The organism is Mycolicibacterium xanthum (assembly GCF_019710635.1).
Taxonomy (GTDB): domain Bacteria; phylum Actinomycetota; class Actinomycetes; order Mycobacteriales; family Mycobacteriaceae; genus Mycobacterium; species Mycobacterium xanthum.
Genome location: NZ_JAIFZS010000048.1, coordinates 67638 through 93038, shown reverse-complemented (window position 1 = coordinate 93038; position 25401 = coordinate 67638). Strand labels below are relative to the sequence as shown.

20 protein-coding genes, 8 pseudogenes and 1 other annotated feature are annotated in these 25401 nt (G+C 65.3%); of the genes and pseudogenes, 12 read left to right on the top strand and 16 right to left on the bottom strand.

Features of this window, described 5'->3' with window-relative positions; translation table 11 throughout:
* From JDV09_RS19050 to JDV09_RS19045, 3 genes and pseudogenes are all read right to left on the bottom strand, one after another.
* Positions 1-252, bottom strand: a pseudogene (locus JDV09_RS19050) (IS630 family transposase); the annotation flags it as partial.
* Between the two features lie 145 nt (positions 253-397).
* Complete coding sequence (locus tag JDV09_RS26940) at positions 398-526, bottom strand: hypothetical protein (protein ID WP_255605630.1); 129 nt, start codon at positions 524-526, stop codon at positions 398-400.
* A 270-nt stretch (positions 527-796) separates the two neighbouring features.
* Positions 797-3994, bottom strand: a complete 3198-nt coding sequence (locus JDV09_RS19045; RefSeq protein WP_255605629.1) for an ATP-binding protein — start codon at positions 3992-3994, stop codon at positions 797-799.
* A 258-nt stretch (positions 3995-4252) separates the two neighbouring features.
* On the opposite strand from JDV09_RS19045, the gene JDV09_RS19040 reads away from it, so the two are divergent.
* Complete coding sequence (locus tag JDV09_RS19040) at positions 4253-6931, top strand: ATP-binding protein (RefSeq protein WP_308124170.1); 2679 nt, start codon at positions 4253-4255, stop codon at positions 6929-6931.
* 253 nt (positions 6932-7184) lie between these two features.
* Positions 7185-7687, top strand: a pseudogene (locus JDV09_RS19035) (DUF427 domain-containing protein).
* Between the two features lie 72 nt (positions 7688-7759).
* Here the strand turns inward: JDV09_RS19035 and JDV09_RS26935 are convergent.
* From JDV09_RS26935 to JDV09_RS19020, 3 genes and pseudogenes are all read right to left on the bottom strand, one after another.
* Positions 7760-7816, bottom strand: a pseudogene (locus JDV09_RS26935) (DNA-invertase); the annotation flags it as partial.
* A 22-nt stretch (positions 7817-7838) separates the two neighbouring features.
* Positions 7839-8009: a hypothetical protein gene (locus tag JDV09_RS19025; protein ID WP_221370700.1), complete on the bottom strand. Its 171-nt coding sequence runs from the start codon at positions 8007-8009 to the stop codon at positions 7839-7841.
* A gap of 120 nt (positions 8010-8129) precedes the next feature.
* Positions 8130-9671, bottom strand: a complete 1542-nt coding sequence (locus tag JDV09_RS19020) for a phytoene desaturase family protein (RefSeq protein WP_221370699.1) — start codon at positions 9669-9671, stop codon at positions 8130-8132.
* Positions 9672-9967: 296 nt separating this feature from the next.
* On the opposite strand from JDV09_RS19020, the gene JDV09_RS19015 reads away from it, so the two are divergent.
* Complete coding sequence (locus tag JDV09_RS19015; protein ID WP_221370698.1) at positions 9968-10198, top strand: hypothetical protein; 231 nt, start codon at positions 9968-9970, stop codon at positions 10196-10198.
* A gap of 28 nt (positions 10199-10226) precedes the next feature.
* On the opposite strand, the gene JDV09_RS19010 is transcribed toward JDV09_RS19015, so the two are convergent.
* Both JDV09_RS19010 and JDV09_RS19005 read right to left on the bottom strand, forming a co-directional pair.
* Positions 10227-10535 (bottom strand): hypothetical protein, encoded by a 309-nt coding sequence (locus tag JDV09_RS19010; RefSeq protein WP_255605628.1) that lies wholly within the window; start codon positions 10533-10535, stop codon positions 10227-10229.
* A gap of 107 nt (positions 10536-10642) precedes the next feature.
* A complete protein-coding gene (locus JDV09_RS19005; RefSeq protein WP_308124169.1) occupies positions 10643-11176 on the bottom strand; it encodes a nitroreductase/quinone reductase family protein in 534 nt (177 codons plus the stop codon).
* A 364-nt stretch (positions 11177-11540) separates the two neighbouring features.
* Here JDV09_RS19005 and JDV09_RS27525 point away from each other — a divergent pair.
* Positions 11541-11657, top strand: a pseudogene (locus JDV09_RS27525) (2TM domain-containing protein); the annotation flags it as partial.
* A gap of 168 nt (positions 11658-11825) precedes the next feature.
* Here JDV09_RS27525 and JDV09_RS27310 read toward each other — a convergent pair.
* Positions 11826-12329: a hypothetical protein gene (locus JDV09_RS27310; protein WP_221370697.1), complete on the bottom strand. Its 504-nt coding sequence runs from the start codon at positions 12327-12329 to the stop codon at positions 11826-11828.
* A 114-nt stretch (positions 12330-12443) separates the two neighbouring features.
* On the opposite strand from JDV09_RS27310, the pseudogene JDV09_RS18990 reads away from it, so the two are divergent.
* Both JDV09_RS18990 and JDV09_RS18985 read left to right on the top strand, forming a co-directional pair.
* Positions 12444-13151, top strand: a pseudogene (locus JDV09_RS18990) (adenylate/guanylate cyclase domain-containing protein); the annotation flags it as partial.
* A 201-nt stretch (positions 13152-13352) separates the two neighbouring features.
* Positions 13353-14953 (top strand): annotated as a pseudogene (locus tag JDV09_RS18985) (GMC family oxidoreductase).
* Between the two features lie 55 nt (positions 14954-15008).
* On the opposite strand, the gene JDV09_RS18980 reads toward JDV09_RS18985, so the two are convergent.
* Together JDV09_RS18980 and JDV09_RS26925 are read right to left on the bottom strand one after the other, a co-directional pair.
* Positions 15009-15866: an NAD(P)-dependent oxidoreductase gene (locus JDV09_RS18980; RefSeq protein WP_221370696.1), complete on the bottom strand. Its 858-nt coding sequence runs from the start codon at positions 15864-15866 to the stop codon at positions 15009-15011.
* 51 nt (positions 15867-15917) lie between these two features.
* Complete coding sequence (locus JDV09_RS26925) at positions 15918-16046, bottom strand: hypothetical protein (protein WP_255605627.1); 129 nt, start codon at positions 16044-16046, stop codon at positions 15918-15920.
* Between the two features lie 115 nt (positions 16047-16161).
* Between JDV09_RS26925 and JDV09_RS18975 the strand changes: the two are divergent.
* From JDV09_RS18975 to JDV09_RS18965, 3 genes and pseudogenes are all read left to right on the top strand, one after another.
* Positions 16162-16534 (top strand): annotated as a pseudogene (locus JDV09_RS18975) (transposase); the annotation flags it as partial.
* Positions 16460-16554, top strand: a sequence feature (AL1L pseudoknot). Its footprint overlaps the pseudogene before it by 75 nt.
* Positions 16552-17183: pseudogene (locus tag JDV09_RS18970) on the top strand (adenylate/guanylate cyclase domain-containing protein); the annotation flags it as partial. (Overlaps the previous feature by 3 nt.)
* Before the next feature lie 185 nt (positions 17184-17368).
* A complete protein-coding gene (locus JDV09_RS18965; protein ID WP_372452968.1) occupies positions 17369-19738 on the top strand; it encodes an arylsulfatase in 2370 nt (789 codons plus the stop codon).
* A 617-nt stretch (positions 19739-20355) separates the two neighbouring features.
* Here JDV09_RS18965 and JDV09_RS18960 read toward each other — a convergent pair.
* Positions 20356-20592, bottom strand: coding sequence for a DoxX-related protein (locus JDV09_RS18960; protein ID WP_221370694.1), 237 nt, complete (start codon positions 20590-20592; stop codon positions 20356-20358).
* Positions 20593-20775: 183 nt separating this feature from the next.
* On the opposite strand from JDV09_RS18960, the gene JDV09_RS18955 reads away from it, so the two are divergent.
* Positions 20776-21318: a tyrosine-type recombinase/integrase gene (locus tag JDV09_RS18955; RefSeq protein WP_255605626.1), complete on the top strand. Its 543-nt coding sequence runs from the start codon at positions 20776-20778 to the stop codon at positions 21316-21318.
* A 125-nt stretch (positions 21319-21443) separates the two neighbouring features.
* On the opposite strand, the gene JDV09_RS18950 is transcribed toward JDV09_RS18955, so the two are convergent.
* On the bottom strand, positions 21444-21764 hold the full coding sequence (locus tag JDV09_RS18950) for a type II toxin-antitoxin system RelE/ParE family toxin (RefSeq protein WP_221370693.1): 321 nt from the start codon (positions 21762-21764) through the stop codon (positions 21444-21446).
* Positions 21761-22030, bottom strand: coding sequence for a ribbon-helix-helix domain-containing protein (locus JDV09_RS18945; RefSeq protein WP_221370692.1), 270 nt, complete (start codon positions 22028-22030; stop codon positions 21761-21763). Before JDV09_RS18945 ends, JDV09_RS18950 begins: the two co-directional genes overlap by 4 nt.
* Before the next feature lie 381 nt (positions 22031-22411).
* Here JDV09_RS18945 and JDV09_RS18940 point away from each other — a divergent pair, with 381 nt between their 5' ends.
* Positions 22412-24016, top strand: a complete 1605-nt coding sequence (locus JDV09_RS18940) for a long-chain fatty acid--CoA ligase (RefSeq protein WP_255605624.1) — start codon at positions 22412-22414, stop codon at positions 24014-24016.
* A 149-nt stretch (positions 24017-24165) separates the two neighbouring features.
* Positions 24166-24381 carry a hypothetical protein gene (locus JDV09_RS18935; RefSeq protein ID WP_221370691.1) on the top strand — a complete coding sequence of 72 codons (216 nt, stop codon included), beginning with the start codon at positions 24166-24168 and terminating at the stop codon, positions 24379-24381.
* A gap of 182 nt (positions 24382-24563) precedes the next feature.
* Here JDV09_RS18935 and JDV09_RS18930 read toward each other — a convergent pair whose 3' ends face one another.
* Together JDV09_RS18930 and JDV09_RS18925 are read right to left on the bottom strand one after the other, a co-directional pair.
* Complete coding sequence (locus JDV09_RS18930; RefSeq protein WP_221370690.1) at positions 24564-24824, bottom strand: hypothetical protein; 261 nt, start codon at positions 24822-24824, stop codon at positions 24564-24566.
* Positions 24821-25228 (bottom strand): hypothetical protein, encoded by a 408-nt coding sequence (locus JDV09_RS18925; protein ID WP_221370689.1) that lies wholly within the window; start codon positions 25226-25228, stop codon positions 24821-24823. The genes JDV09_RS18930 and JDV09_RS18925 overlap by 4 nt, the downstream gene beginning before the upstream one ends.
* Between the last annotated feature and the right edge of the window lie 173 nt (positions 25229-25401).

Genomic DNA, 25401 nt, shown 5'->3' with positions numbered 1-25401 from the left:
GGTGTGGTAGTTGTCGCAGACGACGTGCAGGCGCCGGCGTGGGTAGGCGCGGGCGACGGTCTTGAGGACGTCGAGGAACTCGGCTTTGCCGTGCCGGTCGTAGCAGCGGTCGGTGACCTTGCCGGTGGCGATCTCCACTGCGGCGAACAAGGTGGTCGTCCCGTTGCGCTGGTAGTCGTGGGTGGCCTTCTCCGGCAGGCCGGGGCGCACCGGCAGAATCGGCTGGGTGCGGTTGAGCGCCTGGATCACTGATTAAACGCAGTTATCGAGACAGATATTTCTGAGACGAACATTTGAGACAGATGGACGTGGAGAAATGGCGACGCCGAGACGGCGTCAACAGGTGTCTCGTATGTGGTCCATTCCGAGACTCTGCGGCAGGCGTCGCGGCCCGCTGTCATGGCATTGCCTCAGCCCACTGCATGTGCCCTTCGAAGCCCAACGATGTGGCCATCGCCAGGTAGCGGTCCCGATAGTCGCGGTAGGAGGCGTCGTCGCCTTGGGCGCGGGTCAGCAGTGCGCGCATCCGCAACAGCCAAATGCGGCATGCCGCCCAACTCTTGTTGTCTGGCAAGTTCTCTACCCGGTCGATCGCAGTCTGGGCATTGGCGATGTCACTTTCGGTGCCGCGCGCCAACAAGGCATCGACCAGGATCGAGGTGCCCCAAACGCCTTGTGCCAGTTGTGCTTCCCGGAAAAGATCATCAATGCTTTGCGCATCATCGGTATTGCATCGTCGCAGTTGGGGTCCGCCATGCTACGGACACACCCAGTCGGTTCGGCTATAAGGGCCGAGCTATCCGATTAGCGGGTCGGTTGACTCCAACGCAGCCCGTGCCCGCCTTAGTTCGGGAAACGCACTATTGGCGGGCATGCGGCCGACGGCATCAACAACTGCTGTGCGCGCGGCCTGGCCGCGTAGCTCGAAATCATCAAGGGAGGCGCGCAATCCGAACAGGTGCGCGCCCTGGCGGTAGGCCAACTCGATGGATGCGGTCAAATCGGCCCGGCGGGCATCTGGGTCGGTCTGGGTGTGGGCGCGCAGCCGCAGCAGTTCGGCGTCGTAGTAATGCATCCCGGTCTCGCGGCCCAACTGCAGTGCGGTGTCCAGGCGGGCGCGTGCTTGGTCGGGTTGCCCGGCGGCCATCAACAGCCGCGCCACCACGCTGTCAGGGAATGCGGCGAAGACGTTCAGCCCGACCGTGCGCAAGGTGTCGACGAACGTGGTCATGGTCGCGATGTGCGCCGACAGCGCGGTGGGGTCGAGGTCCTGGGTGCTGCTCAGGGAGGTCACGGCGCTCACGGCGGCCTGCTGGGTAGCTCCCAACAGTCGCAGTGCGTCGAATCCGTGCCGTTCGGCTTGCTCGGTCAGGTCGGCGGCCAGTGCCGCAGCCGGGTCGAGCTGGCCGGCTTCGATACGCAGCCAGATCTCCACATAGCATGCGGTGGCGCGCGCGTACGGACCCTGGGGGAAGTCGAGCCGTTGCGCCCGATGTGCCACTCGGGCCAACTCGGCCTCGGCCCAGGGGAGATCGCCGCGCACGAGAGCGACCAGAGTCAGGTAGATGTGTGCCGTCGCGACGGGTTCGTCGGGCTGAATCCACACTTCGTCGATCTCATCGTGGTTTGCTGCGGCCAGGTTCTCCGCCGCATGCTTGAGGTGGGAACCGGCGGCATCGAACTCACCGCGAAGCCACGCCACCACCCCGAACCCGATCCCGATCACCGGCTGCAGCCACGCCCGCCCGTGTTCAACACCCACACGCAGCGTCTCAAGCACCGTGGCGGCCCGACGCAAGTCAGCGCGAACCGCGTAGTAGCCCGCCAGGGCGAACAACGTTACGACCAGTTCGTCGTCTCCCAGGTTGGTTCCGCACAGCTGCAGGCAACGCTCGAAGTCGCCGACGGCGGCACGAGTTTGATAGCCCTCTATGGCCGCATTGAGGAATCCTCGCTCCAACTGCAGAGTCAATTGACTGTGGCGGCCTCCCGCGGCGGGTAAGGCACGATCGAGTTGGGCCAGGGCAAGGGTCAGGTCGGTGCGGGCCTCTGCGAGCGCGCCGCGCCGCCGGGCGGCCGCCGAGGCCTGCTGGTAGGCGAAGGCCGCCGCGTCGAACCGCTGAGCGTGCTCGTAGTGGGTTGCGACCAGCCCCCAGTCGGGACCGCCCCTATCCACACCGTGCGCCAGGGCATCAGCGACCCTTGCGTGGAGTCTTCTGCGCACGCTGGGGGGCGCGACCTCGGCGGCCACCTCGCGCAGCAACTCGTGGCGAAACCGCCAGCCCTCCGTACCCCACGGCTCCAGCACCAGCGCATCCTCAAGTTCGTCGACGACGAGATCGACCTCCTCCTGGCCCAGATCGACCACCGAGCACAACAGCCCCCGATCAACGTCACGGCCGATGACGCTTGCCGCCTCAATCACCGGCACCGCGTTTGCCCTCATCTGCAGTTGGGCGAACAACGGCTCATATAGCGAATCGGGCACCCGTGTCTCACCCGAACCGTCGGCCGGTGCCTCGCGTACTCCCCGCACCAGCTGCTCGATGTAGAACGGCACCCCGTCGCAACGGGCAACCACCGCTGCCCGATCCTCAGCCAACAGGCTCGGATCCAAAGCGGTGATCAGCTCATCGGCCTGCGTGTCGGTCAACGGATCAAGGTCAACCACTTTCACCGGCCAGCCGCCCGACAGCCAGCTCCCGGGCCGCCCGGCGATCACCACCAGCAGTCGGCCCTGGGCCGCCCTCAGCAGCCAGTCGACTACCTCCAGTGTCGAGGTATCGAACCACTGCACATCCTCGACCACCACCAGCGCCGCACTCCCACCTACACAGGCCAGCAGATACTCGTGCACCCCTGCTGCAATCAGCTCGTAAAGCTGTCGGCCCTCAGCGGCCACCGGCTCATAGCCGGCCTCGGCGCTGATCCCCAGCACCGCCGCCAACACCGGGATCGCGGTCTCGGGATTAAGTCCGCAGGCCCGCACCTCGGCCTGCAGCAGCCGCAGGCGCTGACCGGCCTCGGTGGCCCGGGTGATGCCGCACCGGCGCTCGATCAGACTACGCACCGGGTGCAAGCCGACATCGGTGTGAAACGGCGACCCGACCAACTCCACCACCGGCGCACCGGAGGCCTGGGCCAGCTCACCGGCCGCCGCGACCAACCGCGACTTGCCGATGCCGGGCTCACCACGAAACACCACCCCGGGGATGTGCAGCGTGCCCGCCTGCGCGCACGCCCAACTGCGCTGCAGCCGCGCCAGCTCACGCTCGCGGCCCACCAGCGGACCACGGCCCACCCCCACCCGGGCCGCATCAGCCCGCTCACCCACCACCAGATGACACGTGATCAGACCCTCCACACCCTTGACCCGTGCAGGTGGGCGGGCCTGCAACTCAAAGGCGTCCCGGATCAGCGGCTCCACCGCATCGGAGACCACCACCGTGCCCGGCTCGGCCAGCCCCGACACCCGTTCGGCCAGATTCGCCGCCATGCCGTAGATGTCATCCTGCGCGACATCCAGATACACCAGCCCCCGGTGCACCCCCACCCGCACCCCGACATCCACCCCAAACCGGCGCTGCGCCCGCTCACTCAGCTGGGCCACCTCGCGGGTGATCTCCAACCCGGCCAACACCGCCCGCCGCACATCATCCTCATGGGCGGTGGGGTGACCGAACACCGCCAGCAGCCCATCGCCCTTGATCGACCCGATATGGCCCTCAAAACGGTCCACAACCCCCAGCACCAGGTCGCGGTAGCTGCCCACCAGCATCCGATACGTCTCGGGCTCCACCCGGGCGGACAACTCCGTCGAACCCACCAGGTCAGCGAACAGAATCGTCAACCGGCGGATCTCCCCGGCATCACCCGGAGCCGTCAGCAAATCCTCGGCCTCGACGTTCCCCCGATCGATTTCCAGCACCTGGCCGGCCAACGCCGATGCCGCCGCCTGATCGCCACGGTTGATCGCCGTTACCGCCCGATCCAACAACTCATCAACCGACGCACCGGGCTCAGGGCGAACGTCGCCATCACCCGCACCACCATCCCGACCCCCACTCACCTCACTATCGTGTCAGCGCCGACCCGCTGATGGGTGCCGTATCGCGGCGATCAAGCCTGCGGGCGGGTCGCTGCAACATGCTGCGGGGTAGGACTATCTGGGGGCGGACTAGCAGATCCTCGAGCGGAAAAAAGTCCGGCGATGCGCAAGCTCAGACGCGGCTCGGTGTGAGATTCTGCGGGGGTGTCCGCTGATCCGGCGGTACCGCCTTCGGGGGTGGTGACGTTTCTGTTCACCGATGTGGAGGGCTCGACCCGTCGGTGGGAGGCCGACGCCCAGGGGATGCAGGCGGCGCTGGCCGCCCACGACGAGGCGCTACGCGAGGCGATTGACGCGCACGGCGGCTTCATCTTCAAGCACACCGGCGACGGAGTGTGCGCCGCGTTCACCTCACCGAGGTCGGCGGTGGATGCTGCGGTGGACGCGCAGCGGGCGTTGGAGTTGCCGGTGCGGATGGGTTTGGCGACCGGGGAAGCCCAGTTGCGGGGGGCAGACTACTTCGGGGCGGTGCTGAACCGGGCGGCGCGGGTGATGGCCGCCGGGCATGGCGGCCAGATCCTGCTGGCCGAGTCGACGGCGGGGCTGCTCAGCGGAATCGATCTCGTCGATCTGGGGCCGCAACGGCTGCGGGACCTGCCAACTCCGGTCGGGGTGTTCCAGGTTCAAGCGGCGGGATTGGCCACCGAGTTTCCGCCCCTGCGGGCTGTGGATGCGGGTCCGGGGAATCTGCGACCTGCAATCACCAGTTTCGTTGGGCGCGAGGCTGAGGTCGCCGAAGTCGCGGCGGCGGTGCGGGCTCATCGGCTGGCAACGCTCACCGGCGTCGGCGGCGTGGGCAAGACCCGGCTGGCACTCGAAGTCGCCGCACACCTGGCCGAGGAGTTCCCCGACGGCGTATGGGTTTTCGAGTTGGCGGCGGTCGCCGATCCCGCGGCGGTACCTGATGCGGTCGCAGCCGTGTTAGGCATCACCCAGCAGCCGGGCAAGACCGTGAGTGAGTCGGTGGCCGCCGCGTTGGAGGGCCGCGTGCGGCTGTTGGTGTTCGACAACTGCGAGCATGTGCGCGACGCAGCGGCTGATCTGATCGAGGCCATCCTGACCCAGTCGCGGACGGTGAAGGTCTTGGCCACCAGCCGTGAAGGCTTGGGGGTGGCCGATGAGCAGGTGTGGCCAGTGCCCTCACTGGATGTCGGAGAAGGAGTCGACTCGGCGGCGGTGAGCTTGTTCGTGGAACGTGCCCACAGCGTGGCTCCGCACTTCTCGGTGGCCACGCCCGAGGAGGCGGGTGCGGTGGTGGAGATCTGTCGCCGACTCGACGGGATCCCGTTGGCCATCGAGCTGGCTGCTTCGCGGATGGCGTCGATGACCGCCAGTGAGGTGCGGGATCGTCTGGATCAGCGGTTCCAACTGCTGGTCGGTTCCCGGCGCGGACTGCACCGTCACCACACGCTGCGCCACACAGTGGGGTGGTCTTATGACCTGCTCGACGACGCCGAAAAGTCGCTGTTGACACGGTGTTCGGTATTCGCCGGTGGATTTGACCTTCAGAGCACCTGTGCGGTAGCCGGTTTCGATGAATCCGACGACCTGGCTGTGCTGGATCTGCTCGATGCGCTGGTCCGCAAGTCGCTGCTGGTCGCCGACCGATCGACCGAGCGGACCCGATATTCCATGTTGGAGACCATCCGCCAGTTTGCCGAGGAACAACTCGTCGCCCGTGGTGAGGCCACCGAGGCACGGACTGCCCACTCGCGGTACTTCGCTGAGCGTGAAGCCGACATCATGGCCCTGTGGGATAGCCCACGCCAGCGCGAGGCCTACGACTGGTTCACGGTCGAGCTGGCCAATCTGCGGACGGCGTTTCGGTGGGCCGCCGACCACGACGACCTCGACGATGCCGCCACCATTGCGACATACGCGGTGTTCCTTGGCCTATGGGTCGAACAGTACGAACCTATCGCCTGGGCCGAAGAACTCATCGAACCCGCCCGCGCCGTCGACCACCCCCGGCTCGCCGCCCTGTACGTGATGGCGTCTCAGTGCTGCCTGGCGGGACGGATCGGGGCGGCTGTCCACTACTGTGACGCCGGTCAGACGGTGGTGATCGGGAATGACTCCGACAACGTGCCGTACGGCATACAGGGCTGGCTTAGCAGTGCGTACGTGTACGTCGGCCAGCCCAAACGGTCGGTCGAGTTGTGGCGCGCCCAGCTCGCGCGCGGTCGCGACACGCACACACTCGGCAAGGCATCCCTGGTCATCACACTGATGATGGCCGGTTGCCCTGAGGAGGCGATGGCCGCCACGACCGGGCTGCTCGACGCAGCCGAGGCCACCGGCAACCCATTTGTGTTGTCGTACGCTCTTTTCACCTGCGGACTCGCCTTCCGCGACGCCGATCCTGACCGAGCACTGAACGCCCTGCGCCGGGGCCTGGTGATCGCTCGAGACAGTGGCAACCGCTACAACGAGTCACACCTGGCGAGCGTCCTGGCCCGACTTGAGGCCGAATACGGCGACCCGGGGGCCGCGTTCGATTACTTCACTATGGCGATCCGCAACTACCACGACTCGGGCAACGCCCCCTTGATGCATGTCCCGCTGGCTTCCCTCGCCGTCTTTCTCGACCGGCTCGGATGCCACGAACCGGCCGCCACCATCGCTGGCTTCGCGCTCAGTCCCGTCACCGCAGCGGCGGTCCCTAGGATCAAGACCACGATCACCCACCTGCGCGATGTCCTCGGCGACCAGGCCTATGAATCGCTCGCCCGGAAGGGTGACGCGATGACCACCGCCGCCATGGCGACCTACGCCTACGACCAGATCGACCAAGCCCGCGCCAGCCTCACACAGCCGGGCTGACATGCCCTTTTGGCGGAGTTACTCAGAACTCGTCGGCGAACTTGTCGCCGTCATCGGTCTCCTACAGGAGCCGACACATCGGTGGTTCCGTGGGACGACCCTGCGGAAAGCTGTAGCGGAACAGTCCATCGAGACAGGCTCACAATGGGCGAGTGGACTGTTGTCGGGTATGTGGGTCGCGCCGCCGCCCCTCAAGTCGAGCGGTCACGCCAGACGCCGAGGACACTCTGGACGTAACTGCGAGGATTTCATGGTGACAATGCGGCCAAAGCCCGTCAAACCCGGTCCCGGGCAGGAGTCGGTGTGGGGTTACCCGCGCCCGCCACGGCTAGAGACTTTCGTCGGCTCGATCACCGTGGAACTGGGTGGGACGACCATCGCCTCCACCACCCGCGCGTGGCGGGTGCTGGAGACCAGCCACCCGCCGACGGTTACCTGCCCCGCGATGCCTTCTTCCCTGAGGGGGTGCTGCGCGAGACGTCGGGGTCGTCGTCGTGTGAGTGGAAGGGCCAGGCCACCTACTACGACCTAGTGACCGACACACGAGTCGCGCCGAAAGCCGCCTGGAGCTACCTGAACCCCAGCCCGGGCTTCGAGCCGATCACTGGCGCGGTCGCCGTGATGCCCGCACTAGTTGACCGCTGCACCGTCAATGGCGAGGAGGCCATTCCGCAGCCCGGTGGCTTCTACGGCGGCTGGATCACAAGCTGGATCGTCGGGCCGTTCAAGGGAATTCCCGGCTCCTTGGCCTGGTAGCCGGTGCCGGATGACGGCTCGGCAGCCTTTCGACTGTCGGTCACACTTTCGTACTCGTCCGGGCATGTTGCGGCCAAGGCGGTCGAGCTTCCACACCACAACCGCGTCCCCCTCACGAACGTACTTCAGGAGCGCCGCCGGGCCGGACCCGCTAATCGGCGATGACGATAGTTGATTGCGATTTCGTGCTCAAGTGGGCCCACATCATCGCATGAATGCCACGGCCGCTTGCCGGTTGGGTGCGGGAGGCCTCGATGTATCGTTCGGGCTGACCGATGGCGAGGTGTACCGCACCGATCAGCTCGTCGATGCCAATCGCCATCTGTCCCTAGGCTTCGAGGGGCACATCGCGTGGGTCGAGGTGATGCCATGACGGCGGACGAAGAGGCTTATCGCGGCTTGGTGAAATCGACTGCTGGGATTTGGCCTGCTTCGATGGTGTTTAGACCGGGGTGCGTGATCGTGTCAGGATCTGCTGGGCGGCTTCGACACCGGAGTTGATGGCGGCGTTCATGCCTCCACTGTTGGTCCAAGCACCTGCGAGAAAGAGGTTGGTCATCGGTGTGTGGTGGGGTAGCCAGCCCAGCCCGGAGTTGGCGGGGCTGTTCTCGTAGCCCTCGATCGCCCCGTGCGGATTGTGGGTGTAGTGGAAGTTCGTCAAGGGTGTCGAGGCCTCGCGGTAGCAGATGGAATCGGCCAGCGCGGGAAATTCGTCGACGGCTCGCCGGACCAGTGCATCGGCCACCTCCTGCTTGACCCGGACATAGGCCGGGTTGTCGTGGTAACCGGTCAGGTCACCACCGGTTCCCCACACGTTTTGATACCCCCAGGGGGCTACGGTGGTCAGCACCACCACGCCGTGACCGGGTGGTGCGCATCCAGGATCGACATGGGTGTAGTCGGTGACAGACAGGCCGACCCGGTCCCAATCGCCGGACTGTGCGGCCTGCCACGCCTCATCGGCATCCCAGGTCGCGTTGAGGAACCATTCGTGCGCCGCCTCCTGCTCGCCTAGGTTGTCGCGGTCTAGGCCGAGGTAGACCGAAAAGGTGGTGTAAGACGGCGCTGGTTTCTCGATCCGTTCCACGTACTCGACCGGAAGGTGTTCACGTCCAACGAGTTCCAGCGCAGTCGTGAGCGCGCTGGCGTTGGAGACAAACACATCAGCCTCTAGTCGCAATCCCTGATCCGTCGTGACCGCCAACACACGGTCACCCTCGACGTCAAGACCCGTCACGGGCTGCCCGCAGCGGATCTCACCACCATGTTCGTGCAGCACGTCGGCGAGTGCGGCGCTGATGGCTTGTGCGCCACCTTCGGGGTACCAGCCCCCATGCTGGTGGTATGTCCCGGTGACAACCCCTCCTAGCAGGGCGGCGCACTGCGACGGCGGTAGACCCAGATATACCCAAAATGCGCCGAGTACCGCACGCAACTGTGGATCAGTCACGTGACGGGCCATCATCTGATCCCAGGTTTCACCACTTGCTTGGACCATGGCCGGATACCGCCCAACCATCTTGTCTGGTGATGGATCATGGCCGGTCGCCCGATCGGTGGTCAGACGGCGCACGTCACGATAGACCGCCATCGCATCATCGAGATAGGCCCGGATCTGGTCTGCCTGCCCAGGAAAGTGTCGGATGAGCTCGGCCTCATAGGCGAACGCATCGGCATGGGCGACGATCTGCCGGCCGGGACCGCGCAGGACGTACAGCGGGTCCAACCGGTTTGGGCGCAGACGGTGCCAGATGCCCAGTTGCCGGTAGAGCGCGTCCGAGCCGCCGCCCGGGGCGAGCCCGCTGAGTTCATGCAATGCCGTATCGAACCGGTACGGGCCGCGCTGAAATGACGAGGCGTAGCCGCCAGCGACAGAATGCTGCTCCAGCACCACAGTTCTCTTCCCCGCACCGGCCAGCGTCACCGCCGCCGCCAACCCGCCGAGCCCGGCTCCGACGACCACGGCATCCACTCGCTCGACCATGACAATCCCCCTTCCCCAACGCATTCGTACCCAACCCCGTCCACCACTATTGACCTCAACCGCCCGGGCAGGAAGGGACCAATGGCCCCTTCATCGACTGCGAGCCCACGGCTTCCAGCTCAGGCCTCGGCCCCAGGGATATCTCAATGAAGCAACACAGCTGCGAGGAGCAGGCCCGAACTCCACCGCGCCCGGGGAGTTTCCTTGCCGCCGAGCATGAATCAGCGCCTCGGCACTCTCTGTTGTAACGGAATCACCTTCTTAGCGAAGTTGTTATAGAGGCTAGGGAGAGCAAAATGACGGTCAAGAATTTCACCAGCTTCGCCAGCGCCTGCCAGGAGGCCATGGTTGCGGTGCTGGATGCCATCTCCACGGTCGGCGATGAACGCCGGGTACACCTCAAGGATGCCAAGTTGGCAGTCGGCAAGGCTCTGCACGATGCGCACAGCAGTGAGGAATGGTATCTGGCCGATCAGCTGCGCCGAGGGATCAATGAGGTGGAGGTCCGATCGCGGGAGGCTGCTTAAGAGCCGGCGAAAGAGCTGGGGGGCCTGACTACCGTGCGGCAAGCTCGGTGTAACCGGCGGCCAGCCCGCACAGTTGCGCCGCGCCGTCGCCGGTGAACGATGCGCCATGCATCAGCGCCAGCGTTGTGGGCTGCAGGTCGGCGAGCTGATGCAGTGTTGGGGTCAGCATGGTGGTCAGGCCGGTGGCGCGAAACAGCTCCTCGGTGGCGATGGCCTTTTCGACGACGTCTGACTCCGTCAGCGGGGGTGGGTTGCCGACATGGGTCAGCAGGTCACCGGCCAGCAGCGTCGAGGTCGTCTCGTCGAACCACAGCCCGGCTTCCCAGTTGTGCGGCACATGCAGGGTGGCGATGAACCGCAGCCGGTGTCCTCCGATGTCGAGCGGTGTGTCCTCGGCGACCCCCAGCCACGGTTTCCAGTGCCGAGTTGTACAGGTCGCTGGACCTACTGATTCGTCGGTGTCAGACGAAGCATGGGGATCTCGCGAATACCGTTCGTTCTGGCCAAATACACCGAGAAGTTCGAGGCCCAGCTTTCTGCGAGCGCGACCAACCGATCGTGGTCAGTCCCCACGGTCGGGCGGGCTACGAAGTGGCCGCTGTGGCCACCCGCGAACAGTTCGCACTCAGGATGTTTGAGCAAGTTGTAATACCAGCTTGGATGCTTGGCCCGACCATAGTTCGACGCGGTAAGGATGACGTCGTTCCCATCGGTGAAGTAGAGCACCGGCACGTCGCGCTGCACTCCCGACCGGGCACCCGTCGTGTGCAACACCACGATCGGGAAACGACCAAACGAAGAATTGACCCGGCCACCGGTCAGGCGCATCAGCACCGTGTCGATCGGCGCGAACAACCGCCGGTGGATCGCGGTACCGGACTTGGTCCCCAGCAGGCGAGTTGCCACACGAACCACCAGGGGTGGACCACTACTCGTCAGGTCCATCCGAGGAATGCCGTTGACCAGATCAGCCACCACCCGCCGATGCTATGTCTGGTACGTCGACGGCAAGGCAATTCGCACTGTTTGGGTGCTCGCGTCCGGCCCCCCGAAGGCCAGGTTGGACAATCTGATGATCTCGTCGGGGAGGGACAATTCAGCGCTGCAAGAAGGGGCATCGCAGACGTTCCGGACCCAGGGTAGGGCGATCACCACCACCCGCACGTTCGGCCGCCGAAGTCGAAGTCGCCGCCGACCGGGCTGCTCATGGCCCACCGGCAGAGCGGAAAGTACGAGATTCCGCAGTGATGGTTCGGGCTCGAACGCTGGAGGCAAGCTAATTTCCCTCGCCGCCCGGGCTCGGGATAGACACCGGTGATCGACCACCCGGCCGTGGCCTCATATGCTCGGCGACGGCGCAGAATGCCGGGTCGAAAGAGGCGAGATGACCGATGAACACCGACACCAAGCGATAGGACGAATCCACGCGAAACGCGGATTCTGGTGGCACCTGGCCGCCTACCTCGTCGTCAACGCCGTACTGGTCGTGGTCTGGTACTGCAAGCTCCAGCGGATACTTCTGCCCGGTGTGGCCCGCCCTGGGGTGGGGAATCGGCCTGCTCTTCCATGGTCTCGCGGTGTTTCGTTGGGATGAGACCGATCACCGAGGAGCAGAACCAGCGCGAGATCAACGCTCGTTGCGGCGGATACGGTCCCAACCCAGCGCCCAGATCCGCTCAAACTCCGACGTCATGAACCGCTCCTCGAAGCGTGTCGCCAGCAGCCAAAGACCGTGCGCGGTGATGTACTCGAAACCCTCGACGACGGTGATGTCGCCCGACTCGGTCAACCGCACCTCGCCCACTCCGCGCCAGAACCCACCAAATATCCACCGCACGAGCCGATCGGGTTGCGCCGCTACGTTGCGGGCTACGAGTGGAAACGGGAAACGCTTCAGCGGAACCGCGTACCAGCCGTCGCCCTTGGCCTTGGTGTCGCCGGATGCCCCATAGAGCGTGGCCCAGTCGGCCGGGGTGGCGAAGTATCGAAAAATGTGATGCGCAGGAAGATTGAATTCCTCGCGGAACTGCAGATACATCGAGATCCTCCCCCTGCTCGATCCGTCCTCACCGTCGACGAGGACGACACCAGCGAGCGCAACCAGATCTCCACCGTCCTCTACGGCATACACTTCCGCAATGTTCTCGGAGACGCGCTACGCGCTGAGCGGGGACTTGCGCGTCGCCTACCGCGCCTCGGCTGAGGGTGAGCGCGACATCGCGTTCGTCCCGACCTGGTTCACAAACTGCGAGCCGTTCGCGTGCCGACCTTGGTCGTCCAGCACGCCGACGACCAGTTCATCCCGCCCGCTTATGGCAAGAATGTCGCAGATCACATCTCGGGCGCGAAGTACGTCGAGCTGCCGGGGCGCAACTTACTTCACTTCGTAGAACCGTGGCGCGAGTCCTATCGGGAGATCGCCGAGTTCCTCACCGGCCAGCAGGCAGACGTGGCCGATGATCGGGTGCTGGCCACGGTGTTGTCCACCGACATCGTGGACTCAACCCATCGGGCGACGGAGATGGGCGACCGTGACTGGCATGCGCTGCTCGATGCGCACGACGCCGTCGTGCGGGCGCAACTCAACCGCTTTCGAGGACGCGGGGTGAACACGTCGGGCGACGGCTTCCTCGCGACGTTCGACGGCCCACAACTCGCGATCCGCTGCGCGATCGCGATTTGCCACGCCGTGCAGACGCTCGGCATCGAGATACGCGCCGGGCTGCACACCGGCGAGTGCGAGATCCGCGGCGACGACATCGGCGGGATCGCCGTGCACATCGGGGCACGGGTGAGCGCACTGGCGGGGCCGAACGAGGTGCTGGTGTCGAGCACGCTGCATGACCTGGTGATCGGGTCAGGGCTTGAGTTCGACGAACGCGGCTCTCACGAACTCAAAGGCGTGCCCGGCGAGTGGCAGCTATTCGCCGTCGCCTCTCCGCGAATGACATAAGCGGCCCGCCGAAACTTCCGGAACAACTTGCAGAGTTGATACAAAGCCAAGTACACAATCTGGAACCGGTAGCCAGAGCATTTCACAGTCCGTGCCGCGTCCTCTCTGATATCTCGAGGGGGCTCAAGCATTCGAAGGTGAAAGCATTCGGGGCCCAGCGCAGGTCGCCGCCCGTATGCTCTCTGGAACGGGGGTATTGACATGGACATAAGTGCTGACTACGTCGTCGTGGGAACCGATTCGGCGGGTGCCGTTGTGGCCAACCGGCTGAGCACCGATGCTGGTGCGCGTGTCGTCGCGCTAGAGGCGGGACCGGAAGACAAAGACAAGTTCGTTCATATCCCGGCTGCGTTCCCCAAGCTGTTCCGCACCGCCATGGATTGGGACTACCTCACCGAGCCCCAGAAAGAGCTCAATGCGCGGCAAATCTATTGGCCCCGAGGGAAACTGCTCGGCGGCTCATCGTCAATGAACGCGATGCTGTGGGCACGTGGCTTCGCCGCCGACTACGAAGAATGGGCCGCTCTCGTCAGCGATGAGTGGTCGTTCGACAAGGCGCAGCAGTACTTTCGCCGCATCGAAAATGTCACCGACGCGGCGGACTCCGTCGACCGCGGCCAGAGCGGCGTGGCCGGGCCGCTGACGATCTCACGACAGCGAAGCCCACGGGCATGGACCGCCCTGTGGCTGGCGGCGGTACAGGACTGCGGATATGCACCCGCCCGCCCGAATTCACGGTCGCCTGAGGGCTTCTGCGAAGCCGTTGTCACCCAACGTAAGGGCGCGCGGTGCAGTAGCGCGGACGCCTATCTCCGACCCGCGATGAAGCGAGACAACCTTCGCGTGCTCACCGGTGCCACCGCGACCCGCATCATCGTCGAGCAGGGACGGGCCGTAGGCGTGGAGTTCGAGCGCGATGGCGCGCGCATCGTGGCCAACGCCCAGCGCGAGGTGATCGCGTGCGGTGGTGCAATCAACTCTCCTCAATTCTGATGCTCTCGGGCATTGGTGAGCGCCAAGAGTTGGAGCAGAACACCATCGACGTCGTGCGCCAGTCACCCGAGGTCGGCAAGAACCTGCAAGACCACCTGCTGACGGTACTGGGGTTCGAGGTGGCAGGGGGCACGCTGTTCGATGCCGAGAAGCCACGCGAACTCGCCAACTATCTGCTGCGGCGGCGCGGCATGCTGACATCCAATGTTGCAGAGGCCTACGGGTTCATCCGCAGTCGGCCTGACCTCGAACTACCTGATCTCGAATTGCTCTTCAGCCCAGCGGCATTCTTCGATGAAGGGCTGGGCGAGCCGTACGGGCATGCGGTGTCACTCGGCTGCGTCCTTCTCAGGCCCAAGAGCCGGGGCCAGATCACCTTGCGATCAGCCGATCCCCATGCCAAACCCATCATCGATCCGCGATACCTCAGCGATCCCGATGGCGCTGACCGGACCGCGATGATGGCAGGTCTACGGGCATGCGCCACGATCGCCGAGTCACCCGAATGGAAAGGCGCGCTCGGCAAGATCGCGCGACCTATTGGTGCACTTCGCTTCGATGACGACACGCTTGACGAGGCCCTCAGAACGTGCTCGCACACGATCTATCACCTAATCGGCACCTGCCGAATGGGCAATGACGATGCCAGCGTGGTGGACCCACAACTCCGGGTCCGCGGCATAGCCAGACTCAGGGTCGCCGACGCTTCGATCATGCCGACGGCCATTCGCGGCCATCCCCACGCGGCGAGCGTCCTGATCGGAGAAAAGGCCTCGGACCTCATCCTGTCCGCAACTGTGGCCGAATGAACCGGCCCGGAATTGATGCCCGCTCGAGACACCGGTGATTGCTGCGGCGACCGTGTCAACGTGAGCGATTCACCTGGAAGATCGTGTCACCGAAGTGCGAGAGCAGACGCGCAACCGGTACGTCAACGTCGTGCTCGGCTGCCAGAGCAACCGCATCGGCCAAGTCCTTGTCGAGCAACGCCGCTGCGACTCGCAGGATTTCGTCCTCGGCGGCCCCGCGCGGGTCGTCGCGGAAGTGCTTATAGAAGGGCAGTGTGAACGCACTCAGTTCGGAAAGCGCGCCGCTGGCCTGCGCAACTTCTTCCATCAGACCCTCCCGCACCCCGGCAGCCCGGGCGAGCTCGACTGCCTCCATCATCGCGGCGAAGCCCGCGTAGACGACGATGTTGTGCGCCAGCTTCAGGGCCGCGCCGCTACCGAGCCCGCCCGCCGTCACCACCTTCGACGCGAAGCGGCGCAGCGTGGGCTCAAGCCGGCTCACCAGCACACCGTCATCGCCCACCATCACCGACATCGTGCCCTCCTCGACGCTGAACATGCCGCGGCCGGCGACCGGGGTGTCGACGAGAGGCACGCCGCGCTCGGCGGCCGTCGCGGCGAGGCTTTCGATAGTCGACGGCGACACCGTCGAGAGCACGGCGATACAGGTGCCCGGCGCAGCGCCTTCGAGCACTCCGCCTTCTCCGCAGACAGCGGCGATGCACTGATCGTCGGTCTGCACGCACACCAGCACCACGTCACAGCGTTCAGCCAGTTCGGCGGAGGAGCCGGCTGCAATCGCGCCGGCCGCGACTGCACCTTCGACTGCTTCGGGCTTCACGTCGAACACGAGCGGTGCATCACCGGTCGCGATGAGCCGGTGCGCCAGCGCGCTGCCGATCAAACCCAGCCCAATGACGCCGACCAAGTTCATGCGCTCAAACCTCAGCCCTGCTGTTTGCACCCATAGCCCGCGACTCCGCCATCACGGCATCGCCTCGGCCCACCTGATGTGCCCCTCGAAGCCCAACGATGTGGCCATCGCCAGGTAGCGGTCCCGATAGTCGCGGTAGGAGGCGTCGTCGCCTTGGGCACGGGCCAGCAGTACGCGCATCCGCAACAGCCAAATGCGGCATGCCGCCCTCAAATGCACCACATCGGCGAACAGCACCGTCTGAATCGCGCTGGAAATCCCGGAGGCTCCTGACCCTGGAAACGAGGATGCAGGTATGCCGAAGGAACAGTCTGCGGGGAAGCCCACGACACGTCGCTACAGCCCCGAGGAGAAGGCCGCCGCGGTGCGGATGGTGCGAGCCCTGCGCGCCGAGCTGGGCATCCACGCAGGGCACGGTGGCGCGGGTGGCCACCCAGTTCGGCTACGGCGTGGAGTCGGTGCGCACCTGGGTACGCCAGGCCGACATCGACGAGGGCCTGGCTCCCGGGGTGTCCACCGCGGAGCATCAGCGGCTCAAGGAGCTCGAGCAGGAGAACCGAGAACTCAAGCGCGCGTCGGTTACTGAAACGAGCAGCGAGTTTCCTCGGGGCGGAGCTCGACCGCCAACACGAGAAATAGTCGACTTCATCGACACTCACCGCGAGGAGTTCGGGGTCGAGACGCCCGGATGCAGGCCGGTTTGGCTGAGCGGCAACGACTTCAGGTCGCGTTCGGGACTTACGTCGATCCCGCTCTAACGGCCCGGCTGCTTGAGCAGGGTGACGATGTGTTCACCGGTGAGCGCCCCTAAGTCACTGTGATGTTTATCGACATCCGCGACTTCACCCCGTCCGCCGAAGCCAACACTGCCGAGGACACGGTCGCCCGCCTCAACGCGTTGTTTGAGATCGTGGTGCCCGCTGTCGTGGACGCCGGTGGGCATGTGAACAAGTTCCTGGGCGACGGCGCGGTGGCCGTGTTCGGCGCACCCAACAACCTCGCCGATCTGACGCCGCATTGCGAGCCGCCGCGCTGATCGACCGTCAGGTCGCCGAGCGATTCGCCGAGGAGCTTCGCCTCGGTATCGGGATCAACACCGGCGTAGTGATCGCGGGAACCATCGGCGGGGCGGCAAGCTGGAGTTTGCTCTCATCGGTGATGCCGTCGGCGTGGCAGCCCGCGTGGAGCAACTCACCAAGACCGCCCCGCGATAACCCGAGTTCGAAATCCACCGGCGACAGCATCCTTCTCACCCAGCAGTGCATCGACGCCTTGACGTCGCGACCACCGGCACTGATCGATCGCGGATCACAAGCGACCGATGCATCCCGCGGGGAACTCGACACTCATGCCGAATACCGCGCCCGACGAGCCATCCCAATCCCAATGTGGAGCCAAGTCGGTCACCGTCGAGGTTGTCGCGGGGTTGTATCGAAACTCGACTTTTCGCAGTGGCCCTGCGGGTAGCGTCGGCCAGGTCGAACCGCTCGTGGGGGCTGCCAATGACCAGTTCATCATCCAAGGAAAACAGTGCGCCGATCATGCGGGAAGTCTTGCCGATTCCCGACCCCAGGTACGTCGGGCTCACCACATACGACGCCAGGGATCCGAACACCAAGTATCCGCCGATCACCACACTGCGGCCGCCGCCGGGCGCGCCCAACGTGCTGATCATCCTGCTCGATGACGTGGGCTTCGGCGCGTCGTCGGCGTTCGGAGGTCCTTGCGACACCCCGGCCGCCGAGCGCCTCGCGGCCGGTGGCCTGAAGCTCAATCGTTTTCACACCACGGCACTGTGCTCGCCGACCCGTCAAGCGTTGTTGACTGGACGCAATCACCACTCGGTCGGCATGGGCGGGGTGACCGAGATGGCCACGTCGGCTCCCGGATACAGCAGCGTCCGACCGAAAGACAAGTCTCCGGTGGCTGAGACGCTGAAACTGAACGGATACTCGACCGCTCAGTTCGGCAAGTGCCACGAGGTGCCGGTGTGGGAGGTGTCTCCGGTCGGGCCGTTTCAGCAATGGCCGACCGGTTCGGGGTTCGAGTACTTCTACGGGTTCGTCGGCGGCGAGACCCATCAGTACTACCCGCGATTGTTCGAAGGTACGACGGCCGTGCAGCCGCCGCGAACGCCGGAGGAGGGCTACACGCTCAACGAGGATCTCGCCGATCACGCGATCGATTGGGTGCGCCAGCAGCAGGCCATCACGCCGGACAAGCCGTTCTTCATGTACTTCGCTCCCGGTGCGACACATTCACCCCACCACGTGCACGAGCAATGGGTGGACAAGTACCGCGGGAGGTTCGACAGGGGTTGGGACGCCCTGCGCGAGGAGATTCTCGCGCGGCAGAAGAAGCTGGGTGTGGTGCCGGAGAACGCCGAACTCACCCGCCGGCCCGCCGAGATTCCGGCGTGGGACGACATGCCGGTGGAACTCAAACCGGTGCTTGCCCGTGAGATGGAGATCTACGCGGGCTTTCTGGAACACACCGACCACGAAGTGGGTCGGCTCATCGACGCCCTCGAAGAAGTCGGGGTCCTCGACGACACGCTGATCATCTACATCATCGGCGACAACGGGGCCTCCGCCGAGGGGACCCCGAACGGCTGCTTCAACGAGATCGCCGTCCTCAACGGAATGTCCGATATCGAGACCCCCGAGTTTCTCCTCAGCAAGATCGACGACTTCGGAACTCCGCGCGCCCACAACCACTATGCCGTCGGATGGGCGCACGCCATGTGCACGCCCTACCAGTGGACGAAGCAGATCGCGTCACACTGGGGCGGAACCCGCAACGGCACCATCGTGCACTGGCCACGTCGTCTCACCGACAGCGGTTCGGTGCGCAACCAGTTCCACCACGTCATCGACGTGACCAAGACGATTCTCGAGGCGGCCGGGCTTCCGGAGCCGACGTCGGTCAACGGGATCGACCAGGCGCCTCTAGAAGGCGTCAGCATGCTGCCGACACTGCTCGACACAAACGCGCCCGACATCCACGACGTCCAATACTTCGAGATGTTCGGCAACCGCGGTATCTACCACCAGGGCTGGACCGCGGTCACCAAGCACCGCACCCCGTGGCTGGACGACGCGCCGCCGCTGGAGGAGGACGTCTGGGAACTGTACGGGCCCGACGACTGGAGTCAGGCGCACAACCTTTCCCACGAGAACCCGGAGAAACTCGCCGACTTGCAGCGCCTTTGGCTCGTCGAGGCGGTCAAATACAATGTCCTTCCGCTCGACGACCGCGCCTTCGAGCGCTTCAACGCCGACATCGCCGGTCGGCCGCAACTCATCTGCGGCAATCGCCAGACGATGTATCCCGGGATGCGGCTCAACGAGAACTGCATGCTGAACTTGAAGAACAAGTCACATTCGGTGACGGTGAGTCTCATCGTGCCCGAAATAGGCGCGGCAGGGGTCGTCATCGCCCACGGGACCAACGTCGGCGGGTGGTCGCTGTACGCGCACGACGGCAAGCTGACCTACTGCTACAACCTCCTCGGCATCGAGCACTACTTCGTGACCGCCGACGAGCCGTTGACCGCCGGCGCGCATCAGGTCCGGATGGAATTCGCCTACGACGGCGGCGGACTCGGCAAAGGCGGTGACGTCACGTTGTATTGCGACGCCAAGGCCGTCGGCCAGGGGCGCGTGGAGCAAACCCAACCGATGATCCTTGGCGTCGACGAGTCGTGCGACGTCGGCGTCGACAGCGCCTCGCCGGTATCGCCGCATTACGGTCCGACCGGCAACGGCTTCACCGGCAGCATCGACTGGGCGATCGTCGAGATCGGCGAGGACAGCCACGAGCACCTGATCAGCCCGGAACAGCGGATGAACGTCGCGATGACCCGGCAGTAGCGTCCCAGTGGTCCGACACGTTTTGGAAATATATGGAGTTATCCGATTCTTAGGTGTGACGTCAGGTGCCAGCTGGCGCATCGGCGGCTGCGGTAGCCGACGTTGCTGTACAGGGTTGCGGGGCTGGCCGTGCCGCCCGAGTACGGGGGCGGGCTGCTGATCAGCTCTGTGCACGTGGTTGTTCCGGTGCACCTGGTGGCGTTCATCTTCTTTCGCGCCGTGTGCACAGGCTTCGTTTGAGGGGGCGATGCGCGATTTCCTGGACGACGGGGTGTGCGAGTTCTTGGTGACGCGCAGCGACCAAGACGGCTGCGCCCTCCTTTGCGAAAAGGCGGGCCGACGCCTGCCCATGCCGCCGGTAGCGCCGGTGACCAATGCAACCTTTCCTTCAAGCCGCACTTCTGACCTCCTACTTGTTGGGATGGGGTGACGGTTGCGAGGGTGTGTCAGTTCGGCATTTGGTGGGCCGCCGGAGGAGGTCGGGGTAGCCCACCACGTTGCCGCGGCTACCAGCACTTGTGCAGGGACCCGAGCAACAACCAGCATGGGGTTCACCCCGAGTGCCCGCATCTGGTCGGGGTGTCGGGTCTGGGCGACCGCCGCAGGCAGAGTCGGAACTAACATCGCCAGATTGGTCCAGCGGGCGAGGCGCGCAGGCGCGGGATGAACATGCTGATCCCGCCGACGAACTGAATCACGGCGGTAACCGCACTGATCGGCTTGCGCCACCTCGCCAACGGTTCGGGCACCAGGCTTTCGAACCATTCGTGTCTGACGACGTGCGCAATACCGGCGCCGGTGAATGCCGTTCCCAGCACAATGCGGACCGTGCGGGTTGGATCTGGTGTGGTCATGTTGTTTCCCGCTCTCGAGTCATGGTCGCAGTCTTGGAGTAGCGACGGCCTAGCGGAGTCAGCGGGACCGTTACGGCACGGCGCGCCGCTCTCGGCGAGTGTAAACGGGAAAAGCCCCTGACCAGGGCTTTCAAGCGACCCGATGACGGGAATCGAACCCGCGTACTCAGCTTGGGAAGTCGATTGGGTTCCCTGGTGTGGTCAACGCCCAAGACGCACGAGCGCCGGTCGGTGCCGTTCCCGGCGACCCTGGCCGACGAGCAGTCGGCGCTGATGGTCGGCAAGGGCCGCGAAGATCTGGTGTTCACCGATTCCCGGGGTGGGGTGCTGCGGAACTCGAACTGGCGGGCGAGGGTGTTCGACCCGGCGGTCATGAAGTGCCAGAAGGCCGACCCCAAGTTCCCCTCGATCACCCCGCACGACTTGAGACATTCGGCGGCGAGCTTGGCAGTGTCGGCGGGCGCGAATGTCAAAGCTGTGCAGCGAATGCTCGGGCACGCGACGGCTTCAATGACGCTCGACACCTACGCGGACCTATTCGATGAGGACTTTGGACGAAGTCGCGGATCGTCTCGACGCGGCCATTCAAGCTGCTGCGGACGCACTGCGCACGGCGCCGGAGGTCTGACGACCAGCAACCTCCATGAACTGCTCGAACTCTGTGGAGCTAAGGGGAATCGAACTCGCTACAGAAATGGCGCTGACCAGCGGAAATGCGGAAATTGACGACGCGAAACGACGCAAGAGCACGCGAAACGACGTGCGGAAACGCAGAAGGTGTTGACGGCGTCAACAGGCCGCAGTCGCGTTCCGGCACCGTTGACGTGCGTCCGACACACTTCGTGCGTCGGCTACTCGGTCCCAATCTCGGGGTCACTAAGGACAGCCTCGTAATCGCGTCCGCCGTAGAAGATGCCGATGATCACCACAGCCTGGCCCAACACAGCGAAGGCAATAACGACTCGGCGCTTGAAACCGATCGTGCGCAGTCCCGGCCTAACATCATCGCGCGCTCTGCCACGATGCGGGAATGCGGCCAGTTGCTCGCAGTACGCGACGATCTCGTCCGTGTAACACGCCGCAACTTCCGTCGACCCCGCCGCCGCAATGTAGCGATATAGCTCGACCAGCTGATCTTCCGCCTCAGGCGTGAATTCGACGGTGAAACTCACGCGCCCCCGGCCTGCTCGGCGGCCAGCCGAGCACGCACTGACTGCGCGGTCACAGCGCGCGAATGATCGGCAACTACGGCGTCGTACGCGGCCGCGACCTCGTCACGAAGCCAGGCTTCAACAGCCTGATCGCGGGCAAACAACGCCCGTAGTCCCTCCCGGATGACTTCGCTCTCGCTGGCGTACTCCCCCGAGCTCACCCGCTGACGCAGCGCATCGGCCATATCGTTCGGGAGCGTGATGCTCAGTTGCCGTGTCGTGCGCATTGGCAGACCCCTCCGTGAGTAGTAGGACTAAATCCTACTCTCCGCCGGGGCAACGTGAGTGCGTGCGATACCTCCGATTGGGATAGGCCAATCCGCAAGCGGACATCATCCCCGCACCAGAACCGTTTTTGGGACGCGAGCGGAACGAAATGGGCGGACGTGGGGTCAGCGGGTTCATTTGTAGGGTCACAGTGCCGTTTGGGTTCCCCTGCGAACGCCCGGAGACCAACCCCGCGCACCGCGCGCTGAAACCACTGGAGCTCCACCACCACGAAGGCAGCTGGAGCCGCTCCCAAATTGGGGGGTGCCTCCCCACTGCTCGCGTCACCGGCAAACCGGCATCGTGGGAGTAGTCCGCAGACCAATCGGAGGGAGCCCGAGATGTTGACCGGTCTGATGCAAAACGACTTCCCGTTGACGGTGCAGCACCTGCTCTACCGGATGAGCACGGTCCACCACTGCTCGGAAGTAGTGACGCTGTACCCCGAGGGGGTGCGGCACACGAGCTACGGCGAATTGGCCGGTCGGGTCGGGCGACTGGCCGGCGGGCTGAGGTCGCTGGGCGTGGGACCGGGCGATCGGGTGGCCACGCTCTGTTGGAACACCCAGGAACACCTGGAGGCGTATTACGCGGTGCCGTGCATGGGGGCGGTGTTGCACACCCTGAACCTGAGGTTGCACCCCGACCAGCTGGTCTACATCATCAACCACGCTCGGGACCGGGTGATCCTGGTGGACGACTCGCTGGTGGCGCTGCTGGCGCCGCTGGTACCCCGGCTGCCCATGGTCGAGCGTTTCGTGGTCGTCGGTTCCGGCGAGGTCGACGGGTTGCCGGGCGCGGTGCGCTATGAGGATCTGCTGGCCGGGCAACCGGAGGAGTTCGTCTGGCCGGCGGTGGATGAGCGGTCGGCCTCCAGTCTGTGCTACACCTCGGGCACGACCGGCAACCCGAAGGGTGTGCTGTATTCGCACCGGTCTACGGCGGTGTACTCGTTGCTGGCCTGCCTGCCGGACTCGTTTGGGCTGCGGGCGGCGGACCGGGTCATGCCGGCCGCGCCGATGTTCCACGCGAACGCCTGGGGGCTGCCCTACGCCTCCGCTCTGGCCGGGGCGTCGCTGGTGCTGCCGGGGCGGTTCCTGCAGGGCGAGTCGCTCGCCAGGTTGATCGAGCGGGAGCGGGTGAGTGTCTCGGGTGCGGTGCCGACGATCATGACCGACCTGTTGCGTTATGCCGATTCCCACCTCCCGGATCTGTCGTCGCTGCGGCTGGTGTTGTGCGGCGGCGCCGCGGTCCCCCGGCAGCTGATGCAGGGCTTCGAGGATCGGCATGGGGTGACGGTCCTGCAGGTGTGGGGCATGACCGAATGCACCGCCGTGGTCGCGGTCAGCGTGCCACCGGCGAACACAGACGGTGAGGAACACTGGCATTACCGGCAGCAGTCCGGGCGACCGCTGCCATTCGTGGAGGCCCGGATCGTCAGCGACGACGACACAGTTCTGCCGTGGGACGGCGAGAGCACCGGCGAGCTGCAGGTACGCGGCCCCAGCATTGCTGCGGACTACCTTGACGACCCGACCAGCGGGCAGCGGTTCAGCGAGGGCTGGCTGCGCACCGGCGATGTGGCGGCGGTCGACCGTCACGGCTACGTGCGCCTGAGGGATCGGTCCAAGGACGTGATCAAGTCCGGTGGGGAGTGGATTTCCTCGGTCGAGTTGGAGAATGCGATCGCGGCGCACCCCGGGGTCCGGGAGGCTGCGGTGATCGCGACGCCCGACCAGTGGTGGGGCGAGCGTCCGTTGGCGTGCCTGGATCTCATCGCGGACCGAGCTTCCCCGCGCTCTGGCAGCAAACGGAAAGTGGAGCTAAGGGGAATCGAACCCCTGACCTACTCGATCCGAACGAGAATTCCTGGGCTTTTCCCGCGTGAAGCTGTGTTGACTGTGCGAGAAACAGCAGGTCAGACGGTTGGCCCTGTTGGGCCGTGAAAGCTGGGACTAATTCTGCTGCGGACTGGCTGCGGACTGGCGGACTTCGGCCGCGGCGCCAGCAAACCCCCATCAGATGACCACGCACTCGGTCGCCGCGCCGGCCCACCTCGGCGTCGACGACGTCGCCGGGGCACACACTGTGCTGCATGACCGTCACGATCGAACCCGTGCCCACCGCACCGCGCACGGAGGCGCTGCGCTTCGCACGCGCCCGCAGGGTCGCCGATCACCGAGGCTGGTACTTGGTATCCCTCGCCGCCGACGCCTTCGGCTGCCTGAAGCTGTACCGCGCCGGCGCCTGGGAGGCGCTGAGCCTCGAGGAGTGCGAGGAGATCCTGTTCGGGCACCCGTGCGACCGCTGAGCGGCCCGCACGCCGCACGATCGTGACGATCCCCGGCGGATCACCGCGCGCGATCGCGACGATCCCGGTGGATCACCGCGCGGTCGCGCGTCGACGATCAGCGACCGCCTCGAGGTGGAGGTGGTCCGACGGGACTCACGCTCGAGTCGAACTGTCCGATATCGCGCGACGATCCGGCCGGATCACCGCGCGGGTCGCAGAACCTCGCCGTCGAGCCGGTACAAGCTGCTGAATTCGCGCGGCCGGAACAGCGCCGGCACCTCATCGCGCGTCAACTCCACCGGCAGACCGGCTGCAGCGTCGTCCAGCTTCGCGCGCAGCGCGTCGACGTAGGGGCCGGCCGCCGGCACCGAACGCCCGTCCCAGTCCGCCAGCCGGCTCCGCAGCCGATCAACGACCGCGGCCCTGATGCCGGCAACAGGCGCCGGCGCCGCACGCCTCACCACGACATGCCGCCATCCATGCCGACCGCACCGCGGGTAGCCGGCGACGACCGGCCCGCCCGGGCAGCCCACGACGCCCTACCAGCGCGCGCAGCCTTCGCGTCCTTGCCCGCGGGCAACTCCAACACCACCCCCGACAACAACCTGGCCAACAAGTGCCGCTGCTGGCGCAGCTCAGCCGACAACGGGGACGGGCGCACCTGGCCGTCCTTGTCGGTCGTCGTGACCCCTGAACGGGCCATCGCCGCCTCCAGGATCGCCACCTGATCAGCCACCGCGGCGGCCTGCTCGATCAGCGCTGAGTCGCGCGCATCGGGCTCCAAGTCCTGGTCGGCGAGATCCTTCAAGAGCGACTCACGCAACGCACGGCCCGCCGGGCCCTGTCCCGGTTGAATTTTCGGCATACATCAAGCGTAGAACGGCAATCCGGCGCCAGCAGGGCCCAATCGAACGTTCGTGCGAAAAAGAAAATCCGCAGTCCGGAGCCGGTGTTGCTGTCGGTGGGGGGCACGGGGTCTACCTGCGGTTTTGTCGTGTTGGGGTGTTGCTGTGGGGGTTCATGTGCCGGTGGTGTGTG